Annotated in this window: 10 protein-coding genes; 3 read left to right on the top strand and 7 right to left on the bottom strand. The window is 66.4% G+C overall.

Going from position 1 to position 12,072, the window contains the following annotated elements:
* Nucleotide 1: 1 nt before the first annotated feature.
* The 3 genes from BN2156_RS00715 to BN2156_RS00705 all read right to left on the bottom strand — a co-directional run bounded on the left by BN2156_RS00715 (nucleotide 2) and on the right by BN2156_RS00705 (nucleotide 3,852).
* The gene (locus BN2156_RS00715) at nucleotides 2–1,117 is read right to left on the bottom strand and encodes an ABC transporter substrate-binding protein (protein ID WP_090509186.1); all 1,116 of its coding nucleotides are present in this window, start codon (nucleotides 1,115–1,117) and stop codon (nucleotides 2–4) included.
* 86 nt (nucleotides 1,118–1,203) lie between these two features.
* The gene (locus tag BN2156_RS00710) at nucleotides 1,204–2,052 is read right to left on the bottom strand and encodes a CbbQ/NirQ/NorQ/GpvN family protein (protein WP_090515288.1); all 849 of its coding nucleotides are present in this window, start codon (nucleotides 2,050–2,052) and stop codon (nucleotides 1,204–1,206) included.
* 156 nt (nucleotides 2,053–2,208) lie between these two features.
* Entirely contained in the window at nucleotides 2,209–3,852 is a 1,644-nt protein-coding gene (locus BN2156_RS00705) for a nitric oxide reductase activation protein NorD (RefSeq protein WP_090509184.1), read from the bottom strand.
* A 156-nt stretch (nucleotides 3,853–4,008) separates the two neighbouring features.
* On the opposite strand from BN2156_RS00705, the gene BN2156_RS00700 reads away from it, so the two are divergent.
* Together BN2156_RS00700 and BN2156_RS00695 are read left to right on the top strand one after the other, a co-directional pair.
* Nucleotides 4,009–4,938 carry an SDR family NAD(P)-dependent oxidoreductase gene (locus BN2156_RS00700; protein WP_090509182.1) on the top strand — a complete coding sequence of 310 codons (930 nt, stop codon included), beginning with the start codon at nucleotides 4,009–4,011 and terminating at the stop codon, nucleotides 4,936–4,938.
* Between the two features lie 110 nt (nucleotides 4,939–5,048).
* A complete protein-coding gene (locus BN2156_RS00695) occupies nucleotides 5,049–6,368 on the top strand; it encodes a TetR/AcrR family transcriptional regulator (protein WP_090509180.1) in 1,320 nt (439 codons plus the stop codon).
* On the opposite strand, the gene BN2156_RS00690 is transcribed toward BN2156_RS00695, so the two are convergent.
* Genes BN2156_RS00690 through BN2156_RS00675 form a run of 4 tightly spaced genes read right to left on the bottom strand, consistent with a single transcriptional unit; the run spans nucleotide 6,365 to nucleotide 10,656 of the window.
* Nucleotides 6,365–7,438 carry an NAD(P)H-dependent amine dehydrogenase family protein gene (locus BN2156_RS00690; protein WP_090509179.1) on the bottom strand — a complete coding sequence of 358 codons (1,074 nt, stop codon included), beginning with the start codon at nucleotides 7,436–7,438 and terminating at the stop codon, nucleotides 6,365–6,367. The two genes, BN2156_RS00695 and BN2156_RS00690, sit on opposite strands and share 4 nt — an antisense overlap.
* Nucleotides 7,439–7,463: 25 nt before the next feature.
* The gene (locus BN2156_RS00685) at nucleotides 7,464–8,426 is read right to left on the bottom strand and encodes an LLM class flavin-dependent oxidoreductase (RefSeq protein ID WP_090509178.1); all 963 of its coding nucleotides are present in this window, start codon (nucleotides 8,424–8,426) and stop codon (nucleotides 7,464–7,466) included.
* 52 nt (nucleotides 8,427–8,478) lie between these two features.
* Nucleotides 8,479–9,654: an acyl-CoA dehydrogenase family protein gene (locus BN2156_RS00680; protein WP_090509176.1), complete on the bottom strand. Its 1,176-nt coding sequence runs from the start codon at nucleotides 9,652–9,654 to the stop codon at nucleotides 8,479–8,481.
* On the bottom strand, nucleotides 9,655–10,656 hold the full coding sequence (locus BN2156_RS00675; protein WP_090509174.1) for an acyl-CoA dehydrogenase family protein: 1,002 nt from the start codon (nucleotides 10,654–10,656) through the stop codon (nucleotides 9,655–9,657).
* 277 nt (nucleotides 10,657–10,933) lie between these two features.
* Here BN2156_RS00675 and BN2156_RS00670 point away from each other — a divergent pair, with 277 nt between their 5' ends.
* On the top strand, nucleotides 10,934–12,058 hold the full coding sequence (locus tag BN2156_RS00670; RefSeq protein WP_162490700.1) for an amidohydrolase family protein: 1,125 nt from the start codon (nucleotides 10,934–10,936) through the stop codon (nucleotides 12,056–12,058).
* Nucleotides 12,059–12,072: the final 14 nt, after the last annotated feature.

Raw genomic sequence — 12,072 nt, 5'->3', positions numbered from 1 at the left:
GTCACGCCTCCCCGAAGCGATCCACCAGATGCGAGTTGACGCCGTCTTCATCGAGAGTCCGGGCGACCAGATACCCCGAACCCATCCACGCGCGCCGTGTCCACTTCCCCAGCGACACCCGGGTTCCGGGCGCGCCAGAAGCCGCGGGCATCATCTTCACCCGCTCCAGCGCCTCCTTGACCCCGCGCGGACTCAACGGGTGCGCATCGGTGAACGCGCGCACCAGCGTGGCGGCGACATCGTGGTTGACCACCGTGACGCAGTACTCGGGACGACTGCCCTGGTACCGCTCGGCATACCGGTTCAGCCAGGCCTGTCCGACCGCGTTGCCCTCGTCGTACTGATCGACCCCGACCCAGCCCAGAAACGCGTTCCACATGATCGGGTTGACCCAGGCGTTCTGGAATGCAGTGGTGGTGAAGCGGGGCGGATCCCAGTTGACCGCCTCGAGCGCCGGGTTGATGAAGACGATGCCGAAGCCGAACCCCAGGTGCACGATCGCCTCGGCCTTCGCTTCGTGCAGCGTGCTGACCGCGGCGTTGATGTCCTGAGCGGTCTGCGCGATCGCCGCTTCCGCGACGATCCGAATCCCCTTGCGGGCACATGCTGTTCGAAGATTCTTCAGATAGCTGTCACCGATGAGGTTCTGCTCGACCAGCACCCCGATCTCGGTCAGACCCCGCTTCGCAACCAGATCCGTCAGAAAGATGGGTTCATCCGTCATCGACCCCTGAGGGAACGCGAAGGTCCACTCGCCGAGCCAGTCGTCGGTGCCCGTGACGCTGATCGCCGGCACTTTGAAGCGTTCCTCGATCGCTTCCCGCAGCGGCACGCAGTTGTCGGTGATGTTCGGACCGAACACCACAAGGCAACCCTCCTCGACGAGTTCGCCGTAAGCGTCGATCACGGCCTTCACCGAACCCTTCGGCAGACCTTCCACCTCGCGGTAGATCATCCGCACCGGCCGATCCATCAGCCCCTGCTCGACCGCCTCCTCGAATACCAGGTCAAACGTCTGGGTGAACGAAGCGCGTAGCTCGTCCGGAAAACCCGGCGGCAACGTGAAGTCCATCAGGTAACCGACTTTGATGGGCTCCGCAGTGCTCTCGTATGACATGTGACCTCCATGGTGGGCGTTCATCGAAGTAGCGCCGGGGTCGACCTAATATTTGTTCTGAACCTAACCGGGGCTGGGACAGCGCGTCAATCACCTGGTGCCGATTCGCCCAGGTAGACGTCGATCAGCTCGTGCAGGCCACGGCTCACCGCAACGTCGTCGGTCAGCGGACCCGCGATCGCCACCCTGGCCGCCACGGCCAACGGCAGGCCTTCGGCGATCAGGCGCCCGGCCGCGATCAGCACCCGGGTCGATGCGACTTCACGCAGGCCACCGGTCTCCAAGCCCCGGATGGCCTGCCCGAACCGCACAAGCTCGGCGGCGGTGGACTGACCCACCCCCGCCTCGTGGGCCACGATGCCCTCCTCGACCTCGGGGTCGGGGAAACCGAACTCGATCGCCACCATCCGCTGCCGCGTCGAATCCTTCAGATCCTTGAGAACGCTTTGATAGCCAGGGTTATAGGACATGACCAGTCCGAATCCCGGCGCCGCGTCCAGCGTGATGCCGAGGCGCTCGATCGGCAGCTGACGCCGGTAATCGGCAAGAGGGTGCAGCACCACCGTGGTGTCCTGACGGGCCTCGACCACCTCGTCCAGGTAACAGATCGCGCCTTCTCGGACCGCGCGCGTCAGCGGCCCGTCCACCCAGACCGTCTCGTCACCCCGCAGCAGGAACCGGCCGACGAGATCGGCAGTGGTGAGGTCGTCGTGGCAGGCGACGGTGATCAGCGGCCGGCCGAGGTCGTATGCCATCGCCTCGACGAACCGCGTCTTGCCGCACCCGGTCGGGCCCTTGAGGACCATTGAAAGACCCTGCCGGTAGGCCGCCTTGAACACCGTCTCCTCGGCGCCGACCGGCTTGTAGTAGGGGCGCGGGTTCAGGGCCTGCGGACTGGCACCGTTCTGGTGAGCAAGTCCGGACTCGTTGGCCATCGACACACCTTTCGTCGTATCCGCGACGCTGCGATACAAAAGTGAGCCTAACCCGGAACAGATGTTTGTTTCAACCACTGATTGCGACGGCGGCGCACACGCACCGATGTCACCAATATCCTTCTGGCACTTGAGATCAACGATAAACGGCGGCCTTCACGACACACGTCGGCGGACCTCGCCGGACCGAATCGCCGAGCGGAACATCGGACCGACTACGCCGGCCAGCTGATCGGGACCAGAGATGGCGGCGTGCGCAGCACTCCCGAACACCCGGCGCAGCGACTCCACGTCGGTACTGGCACCGATGGTCAGGCACACACAACCGATCCCGCGGCGCCGCGCCTCGGTCAGCGCACGCCGGGCGTCAGCGGCGCCGTAGGCCCGCTCGTAACCGTGGTCGTAGGCCAGCCCGTCGGACAGCACGACCAGCAATCGCCGGGAGGTGCCCCCGCGTTCCTCCAAGACCGACGAGCCGTGCCTGATCGCTGCCCCGAGACGCGAATAAGCGCCCGGCTCAAGGCTGTTCAGCCGCCGGAACACCTGCGCATCCAGGTGGTCGTCGAACCGCTTCACCGGGACCATGGTCACGGCCTCCCGCCCTTGGGAGTAATAGGCGTACAGCGACACCCGGTCGCCCAGATCGTGCAGCGCCGCCATGAGATGGGCCACCGCCGTGCGCTGCTGCTGGTGCACCGTGCGCCCGACCGTGCCCGGCTCCGCTGTCGAGCCCGAGACATCAAGCAGCAACAGCACCGACAGGTCGCGCCGGCGGCGCAGGCTGTCCAGATAGACGGCCTCGTCAGGTATCGATCCGGCCCGGACCTCGACGCGGGCCTCAAGTGCGGCATCGATGTCGATGTCGTCACCTTGGGACTGGCGATGACGCCGATGCAGACCCATGCCGAGGCGAGCCAGCGGGCGCCGGACGCTGATCGCATCCTCGATCTGCTGGGTGGCGTGTGGCTTGATCTGCGGGTCAGCCTCGCGGACAGTGCACCAGTCGAGCCGATACACCCGGCGTTCGGCGTTCCACTCGGGGTACTTCACCCCTTCGGTCCTGATGTCGGCCAGGTCCTCCGAGGAGACCGTGGCCAGTGACGAGACCGCATGCGCTCCGCGTTTCGTCGAATTGGTGCGGTGTGTCGGCGAGTCGGCTCCGGGCGGTCCCCCACCATTGCCGCCCGCCTTGCGCGCCGAGGACAACAGTTTCTTCAGCCATTTTCCGATCGCCCCGCCGCCGCCGACCGGACTGGAGAACAGGTCGGGGTCATCGGAGTCGTCGATATCGCCCTCGTCGAGTTCCTCCAGCTCCCGTTCGCCCTGCCGACGCGGCACGTGTCCGACCGAGTCCTGGCCGCCGGGCCTGGCCGCCGCACACGTCACCAGGACCTTCTTGGCCTGGATCACACCGAATGCCGCGGGCGGGTCGTCGAGCGCATCCCGCCCCCGCGCGATCGCCAGGGAGGTCGCCGCCGAGTCGCTGCGTGCACCGATATTGCGGTCCCCCAATGCGCCAAGGGAATTCGGCAGAAGTGCGGCGTTGGCCAGCACCGCACGATGTCCCTCGACGGCCAGATAACGCCGGGCCAGTCGCCGGTGACGTCCCAGAGCGCTGAGGACATCGGGGTCCAGGCTGCCCGCCCCGATCAGCGACGCCTGTACGGCCGCGGTTTCGAGCTGTACGCGCGGCGGTGCGGCGGGGTCGACGAAAACGGTCTGGCCGTCGGTCCACGGTGCGGCACCGGAAGCCGCTGCGGCCACCGCGACCGGGCGGGCGGCGAGCGCCGACGCCAGCATGCCCAACCCGGAGAATCGATCGCGGTCCCCGTCGGTAGACACCCGATACCTCCACGGTCCAGTCGATACGTTGACCAAATATCTGTTCCACCGTAGGGTTCGGCCCACCCGGAGTCAATCCATCGGGCCGGGACGTCAACCAGTAAGGGCAGCAAAATGATCGACTTCAACGACCAGGTCGCGGTGGTGACCGGTGCCGGTCGCGGACTCGGCCGGATGTACGCGCTCGAACTGGCACGGCGCGGCGCTGCCGTCGTGGTCAACGACCTCGGTGGCTCGATGGCGGGCCAGGGCGCGGATGCCGTGGTGGCCGACCGGGTGGTGGAGGAGATCATCGCCGCCGGCGGCACCGCGGTGGCGTCTTACGATTCGGTCGACAGTCCCGAGGGCGGTGCGGCCATCGTAGGCACGGCCGTCGAACGGTTCGGCCGGCTCGACGCAGTCGTCAGCAATGCCGGCATTTTCAACAGCATCCCGTTCGACGAGCTGTCTGCGCAGGACTGGCGCCGCATGTTGAGCGTCCACCTCGACGGCGGCTTCTATCTGGCCCAGCCCGCCTACCGGGTGATGAAGAGCCAGGGCTACGGCCGGTTCGTCTTCATCGCCTCCTCGGCAGGAATGTTCGGCCAGCACCTGGAGGCGCACTATGCCGCCGCCAAAGCCGGGCTTCTCGGGCTGACCAACGTGATCGCGCTCGAAGGCGCACCGCACGGGATCCTGGCCAACACCGTGCTCCCGTTCGGCATTTCCCGGATGGTCACCGAGACGCTGGGTGATCCGAAAGTCCTTGAGGACAACGGCTTCTTTCAGGCGATCCGGCCGGAACTGGTTGCGCCGCTGGTGGTGTATCTGGCCAGCCGCGACTGCACGCTCAGTCATCAGAACTTCTCGGCTTGTGCGGGTCGCTTCGCCCGCGTGTTCGTCGGTTTGGGCGAGGGCTGGATGGCGTCGCCGCACAGCAACCCCAGCGCCGACGACATCGCGGCTCATCTTTCCGAAGTCGCTGCGACCGAGCCGTTCGCAATTCCGGGGTCGATCTACGACGAGGTATTCGAGGTCACCGCGCGGCTGGGCGTCACCGCATGAGCCTCGCGGGATCCCCGGGCCACCAGCACCGTTCTGGTAGCCTCTAACCAAATATTGGGTCTGACCACCCAAAACGTGTGACGGGAGCCAGCAATCATCGTGGAGCCGCTGTGGGCCGTCCCCAGGTAACGCCTGGGGAGCGCAAGACGCTCAAGCGCACCCCAGGTCGCGCAGCTGACGCCGGTGCCGCAACCGCGGACCGCACCCGCCGGACCGAGATCCTCCAGACCGCCGCATCGTTGATCGCCACCTCAGGCTTACGTACCTCCTTGCAGGAGATCGCCGATTCGGCCGGCATTCTTCCCGGCAGCCTCTATCACCATTTCGAGTCCAAGGAAGCAATCCTCGTCGAACTGCTCGAGCGGTACCACCACGATCTCGACCGCATTGCCGAGCACGCACAGGGCCGGCTGGACGGCCCCGACCCGGCGTCACCGTTCGACCGCATCGCCGAGCTCGGCTCCGATATCGCGCGGTGCGCGGTCGCCCACCGCGCCGCGCTGCAGATGTCGTTCTACGAGAGCCCGAGCTCCAACCCCGACCTCGTCGCCCTGGCACAGCGCCGTCCGACGGCCACGCTCGACGCCATGCAGCAGACGCTACGGGCCGCCCGATGGGCCGGATACCTCCGCTCCGACGTCGACCTGGCCGTACTGGCAGACCGGATCTGCCAGACCATGCTGCAGGTCGGCCTCGACGTCATGCGCCACAACGCCGCACCGGAGAAGGTGGCCACCCTGCTGTGCCGAATTCTCCTGGAAGGCTTGTCCACAGCTCAGCCCACCGACGCCGAACTCGATAAATCCCTTCCGTTCCTGGCTGCCGATGCCGTGGTGCGCAGCTGGGTCGAGGAAGCCAACTCCGCTGCCGACGACAAGACGACGCATATCCGGGCCGTGGCGCGAGCGGAGTTCGGCCGCCGCGGCTACGAGAGCACGACCGTCCGCGACATCGCTTCGGCGGCGGGGATGGGCACCGGCACGGTCTACCGGCTCATCGGGTCCAAGGACGAACTGCTCGCGGCGATCATGCAGTCGTTCGGCGAGAAGATCGCGGTGGGCTGGACGGAGGTCCTGCGCTCCGAGGGCAGGCCGGTCGAGAAGCTCGATGCGCTGAGCTGGATCCACACCAACGCGCTGGACCAGTTCGGCGACGAGTTCCGGATCCAGCTGGCCTGGATGCGCCAGTCGCCCCCGGACACACCCAACCCGGGCTGGTTGTTCACCCAGCGCGTCAAGCAAGTGAAATCGCTTCTCGCCGAAGGGATCAAGACCAGCCAAATCAGCATCGACAGCCCGTCGAACGAGATGCTGGCCCGTTCAGTCCTCTGCGTAGGCTGGATCCCTGAGAACATCCTGCGAGAGTTGGGCACCCGCGCGTCGCAGATCCACGTCCGCGACACCAGCCTGCGCGGTGTCCTCGCGCGTTAACCGAAAACGTGCTTCGGCAACGTATTCGGGATGTCGAGCGAGCTCAACAAGCCTGCCGGCGCCTCGACGACGTAGGGAATCGCGTTGACCACCCGCATTGCGGTGGCCGCCATCGCCGCCCGCCCGGCACCATGGCCTTCGGCCTCCCCCAGGTTCATCGCGCAGTGAATGTCGGGCTCGCCCGCGATGTCGACCCGGTAGGTCGCGTCGAATTCCGACGACGGCCAATCAGGCGCGACGTCGCGCGACATCCGGATGATGTGCTCGATCACGATGGCCTCGCGACCATTCACCACACCGGCCGCTCGCGTGCACACCGCGCCGCAGGTTCCCGCCACGATCGTCCCGAACGCCACCTCGACGTCACGCTCGGTGGTCCGGCGGTCGAGTGAACCCCTGATCTCGGACACTTCGGCCCCGAGCGCGTCAGCCATCAGATAAATCGGTGCTTTCCAGGCCATCTCGATGAATCCCGGGGTCTTGAGCATCGGTTCGAAATCCAGCGGACGCCCGAAACCCATCCCGTCCATCATCACGTCGGCCACCGGGTAATGGTCGTTGAGGGAAACCTCGGTGACCTTGAGACAATCGACCTTCTTCGACTGTGTCGCCAACATCAGCGCCAGTTGGTCCGAGCCGAAGCCGGGGAACACGCCCGACGCGTAGAACGAGGCGCCCCCGGCCGTTGCCGCGGCTTCCAGGTCATTGCGCCACTCCGAGGAGTAGTAGGCCGGCGGGTAGATGAGACCGGTCGATGTCGTCGACACCACGTTGATCCCGGCGCCAAGCAGGCGCAGGTAGTCCGGCACCGCACCGGCGTCACGGCTTGGTCCGCTCGCCGCGTAGACCACGCAGTCCGGGGCCAGTTCGATCAGCGCGTCGCCATCATTCGTGGCTGGCACTCCGAGCGCCGGCCGGCCGGCCAACGCACCGGCGTCTTGCCCCACCTTCGACGCCGAGTGCACCCACACTCCCACCAGTTCGAGATCGGGCCTGCCGGCGACCGCGTCGACCGCGATCGATCCGACGCCTCCGGTCCCCCATACCACGGTGCGTAAAGGTCTTGTCACACTTGCCCCTTCATCGTCTTCGCCGTCAGGTGCGTTCGGACGCCATGACCGCACGCTCTAGGTACGGCCACGCGATGTCAGGCGGCACCCCACCACACAGCGGCAGCAGAGGCAGCGGCCGGCCGACCCGAAGGTAGCCGACGGCCTCGGCGATCGTCAGGATCTGATACGGACCGCCGGTCTGCCGCAGCGCAGCCACGGTATCGGCGCGCGAGATACTGGCGACCGTGTCATCACCATGGCGATAACCGGCGGCGGTCATCGCATCATGAAGTAGGAAGGGTCCCAACTCATCCCAAGCCCGATCCACGTCGTCGGCCACGAACACCGTGGTGGGAGTGCCCGGCGCGGGCAACTGGACCACGCCGGGTTCGTGACCGTTGGCCCGGCACTCGGCCTCGTAGAACTCCTTGAGGCCCGGCATTGCCGTCTGTGAGATGAACCCGAGGCCGTGCCGCGCCGCGCGTCTGGCAGCAGCCCGGGTACCGCCCGCGATGAGCACGTGCGGTCCAGACGGGCTCGTGCAACTGGGCGTCACCGTGACACGCCGGCCGTCATGGTCGACGCTCTCCCCCGCCAGCAGCCGCATCAGCAGCGCCAGCCGCTCGTCGGCCACCTTGCCCCGCGTGCTCATCTCCACCCCGAAGTGCTCGTACTCCTCGGCGCGGTGCCCGATACCGAAGGCGTACGAGACCCGGCCGCCACTGATGAGGTCGAGTGCGCACATCTCCTCGGCCAGACGGACCGGATCCCAGAACGGAATGGGCACTGCGGCAAGCAGAATCGCCAGCCGGCTCGTGCGTGCGGCGATCGCCGAGGCGAAGATGGTCGGCGCGGCGAGGTGTCCGTCGGCGGTACCGTGGTGCTCGGACAGCACCGCCATCACCGCGCCTCGCGTCTCGGCCCAGGCACACATGTCGACGGCGGCGCCGTAGAGGTCAGCCGCCGGGGTATGCGGCGCACGCATGTCGAATCGCAGCGTGAACATCACGCTGACTGTAACCTAAGTTTTGTTCCGCGTCATCGGTGCACCAGGGTCCTCAGCGGCGGGGCAACCCCAGCACCTGGGTGGCGATGATGTTGCGCTGGATCTCCGACGTGCCGCCGGCGATGGTGCCGCCAAAGCTACGGGCATAGCGCTCGAACCAGCTCGCGAAGTAGTGGTCGAGGTTCATGTGCTCGTATGGACCTGAGGTGGTCGGGTGGATCAAACCATCGGGCCCGGCCGCGGTCAGCGCGTTTTCGAACGCCGTGCGCTCGGCCTCGGAGCCGAACAGCTTGAGCACCGACACCGAGGCGGTGTCGGCCTCCCCGCGCGACGCCTTGGCCAGCGCCGCCGAACCCATGGCGCGCAACGCCTGGTAGTCCATCACGGTGGTGGCGTACTGGTCCCGCTCCAGCTCGGTTTTCGGCCGAAAGTCGGCCAGCATGTTGTCGATTCGATCGGCGAAACCGAGCCACATCATGGTGCGCTCGTGACCCAGCGATCCGTTGGCCACGCCCCAACCGCCGTTGAGCGGACCGACGAGGTTCTCGGCCGGCACCCGGGCGTCGGTGAAGAACACTTCGTTGAAGTCGAGATTCTCCTCGCCAGTCATGTCGGCGAAGGGCCGGCACACCACGCCGGGAGTGTCGGTCGGGATGATCAGCACGCTAATTCCCTTGTGCTTCGGCGCGTCCGGGTCGGTCCGCACGAAGGTCAGCAGCCAATCAGCGTCATGCGCCCCTGAGGTCCACACCTTCTGGCCGTTGACGACGAAGTGGTCGCCGTCCAACACGGCGCGCGTGCGTAGTGACGCGAGGTCCGAACCGGCACTGGGCTCGCTCATGCCCAGCGACGCGGTCTTTTCACCCCGCAGCACCGGGACGGCCCAGCGTTGCTTCTGCTCCTCGGAACCGAACGAAAGAAGGGACGCCGCAATGATGTTGACGCCCTGGGGATTGAAGCTGTGATAGATCCGGCGACGGCACAGCTCATCGAGGTGGACGAAAGTCTGCACCACGGTGGCGTTGCGGCCACCGAACTCCGGCGGCTGCGCGGGGAGCAGCCACCCGTTGTCGAACAGGAGCCGCTGCCAGTCGCGCGCCCATTGCGGCATGTGCGAGACCGACCGGGGCCGCTCGAGCGTCTGAGCCTCCGACGGCAGGTTGGCATCCAGGAATGCGGAGAACTCGGCGCGGAACTCCTCGACGTCGGAGTCGTATGTCAGCTGCATTTACAGTCCCCTGTAGCTCGTGCGGTACTCGGCGGCGATCAACGCGCGGTGCTCGGCCGCGCCGCCCAACAGCAGCTCGCCGGCCTTGGCCCGCTTGAGCGCGAACTGGACGTCGTTCTCCCAGGTGAAGCCCATTGCCCCGAACAGTTGCAGGCCGTGGCGGAACACCACCGCCTGGCACTCCCCTGCTGCGGCCTTGGCCATCGCCGACGCCAGCCGCCGGCGCGGGTCATCGGCGGCGATCGCCAAGGCAGCGAAATAAGCCAGCGCACGCGCTCTTTCGATGGCGACGTGCATGTCGACCGCTTTGTGCTGCACGGCCTGGAATGATCCGATCGCCACACCGAACTGCTGGCGCTGCTTGACGTGCTCGAGTGCCAGGTCCAGGACCCGTTGGCAGGCACCGACCATCGTGATGGCCATGCCCGTCAGGGCGAGGTGGCGCGCCTTCTCGGTGTCCACGTGAATGCGGTCTGTGTCATCGACATGTACGTTGTCGAACGTCACCACCGCCACGTGCAGCACCGGATCGAAGATCGCGCTGCGCGTCACTACGGCCTTGGTGGCGTCGACCAGGAAGACACCGCCGTCGGTCACCACCGCCAGGTTCTGCGCGCGGTCGCCGTCGAGCACGTGGTGTGCGGTTCCCGCCAGCACCCAGCCGGTGGCATCCCGGTTGGCCGTCACACCGCTGTACACCGCGGCGCCGGCCTTGGCCGTGTCGAACCGGTCCCCCGCCAGGGGTGCGTACTGAGTCATCGTCGCCAGATAGGGCGTCAGATCGGTGGCCCGGCCGAGTTCCTCGAGCACGATCGCGAGCTCCACCGCATTCGGCTCGGTGAGCTCCGTCCAGCCCTGGTCGATATAGCTCTGCCACAGCGGTGCCGGATCGACACCCTGCTCGGCCACTTCACGGACCAGCGTGGCCGGGCACTGCTTGGTCACCGCGTCGCGCACGGTTTCCTGCCATAGCCGCTGATCGGCATCGAATTCGAGTAGCACCCGCCGCCTCCTGCTGCACTGTCACGTCGCGATGAGAATAACATTCTCTTTCTATGGTGTGACCTTCTCCTCTATCAAGTACCGGTTCTCCAACGTAGTGCCCTATGCGTATGACCAGCACCGGCGCTCACCTGCGACAAAGGCGCCCAACGCTCTGAGAACTATGTTCTTGCCATAGAAGAATATGGATCTAGACTGGCTGTAAGGTCCGGCGTGACAAGCACGTCGTCATCAGTGCGTGCACAGCTCGTTTCCGGACGGACATCGGAGGACAGCCTTGGCCATCAACGACCCCGCGCAACCCGGCAGTGCGGGAACGCCCGTGATCGACGCGAGCGTGCACGTCTTCTTCGGCTCGAACAAGGACCTGCGGCAGAACTTTCTGCAGGAGCCGTTCGCGAGCCGCGGCTTTCCCGACTACGAGATGAACTGGTACGGCGCACCGGGCGGCGAGTACGCGAAGGGCACCAAGGGGCCCGACCGCCAGTACCCTGGCTCCGATCCCGACATCGCCGCACAGCACCTGTTCGCCGACCGCGGCGTCGACCTCGCGATCCTGCACCCGATGACCCGCGGCATCATGCCCGACCGTCACCTCGGAACCGCCCTTGCGGCCGCGCACAACGCGATGATGGTCACCCGCTGGCTCGAACACGACGAGCACGGTGAGCGGTTCCGCGGCACCATCCGGGTCAATCCGGACGACATCGTGGGTGCCCTGCGCGAGATCGACAAGTACAAGGACCACCCGCGCGTGGTGCAGATCGGCATCCCGATGCAGTCACGCGAACTCTATGGCAAGCCGCAGTTCTGGCCGCTGTGGGAGGCAGCCGCCGACGCCGGCCTGCCGGTGGCCGTGCACATCGAGGGCGGGGCCGGCATCCAGTTCGCCCCGACACCGTCGGGCAAGACCCGGACCTACGAGCAGTACCTGGGCTTCATGGCGCTCAACTACATCTATCACCTGATGAACATGATCGCCGAGGGCGTGTTCGAGCGGACGCCGGATCTCAAGTTCGTCTGGGCCGACGGCGCCGCGGATATGTTGACCCCGTTCATGTGGCGGATGGACTGCTTCGGGCGTCCCCACCTGGAGCAGACCCCGTGGGCACCCAAGATGCCCAGCGACTACCTGCCCGGGCACGTGTACTTCGTCCAGGGCGCGCTCGACGGTCCCGGCGACACCGAGTTCGCCGGTGAGTGGTTGAGCTTCACCGGCAAGGAAGACATGGTGATGTTCGGCTCCAGCTATCCGCACTGGCAGCTCAACGAGCCCGAGATCCCGAGCGCGTTCAGCAGTGAACAACGCGAGAAGTTGTTGTGGCGCAACGCCGCCAAGCTCTACGGGCTGGAGGACGAATTCGCGAGTTCAGGTTCATCGTCCGCGGTTGCGGCACAGTAGGTATCGAGGGAGAC

Source organism: Mycolicibacterium neworleansense (assembly GCF_001245615.1).
GTDB lineage: Bacteria > Actinomycetota > Actinomycetes > Mycobacteriales > Mycobacteriaceae > Mycobacterium > Mycobacterium neworleansense.
Note: the sequence above shows the minus strand (reverse complement) of the source record. Positions and strands in the feature narration are given on the sequence as shown.

What these genes read in the sequence shown, in the direction of transcription:
- BN2156_RS00705 (WP_090509184.1), bottom strand. Translation starts at nt 3,852, where the DNA reads ATGCTGGCGTCGGCGCTCGCCGCCCGCCCGGTCGCGGTGGCCGCAGCG.
- BN2156_RS00710 (WP_090515288.1), bottom strand. Translation starts at nt 2,052, where the DNA reads ATGGCCAACGAGTCCGGACTTGCTCACCAGAACGGTGCCAGTCCGCAG.
- BN2156_RS00700 (WP_090509182.1), top strand. Translation starts at nt 4,009, where the DNA reads ATGATCGACTTCAACGACCAGGTCGCGGTGGTGACCGGTGCCGGTCGC.
- BN2156_RS00680 (WP_090509176.1), bottom strand. Translation starts at nt 9,654, where the DNA reads ATGCAGCTGACATACGACTCCGACGTCGAGGAGTTCCGCGCCGAGTTC.
- BN2156_RS00715 (WP_090509186.1), bottom strand. Translation starts at nt 1,117, where the DNA reads ATGTCATACGAGAGCACTGCGGAGCCCATCAAAGTCGGTTACCTGATG.
- BN2156_RS00685 (WP_090509178.1), bottom strand. Translation starts at nt 8,426, where the DNA reads ATGTTCACGCTGCGATTCGACATGCGTGCGCCGCATACCCCGGCGGCT.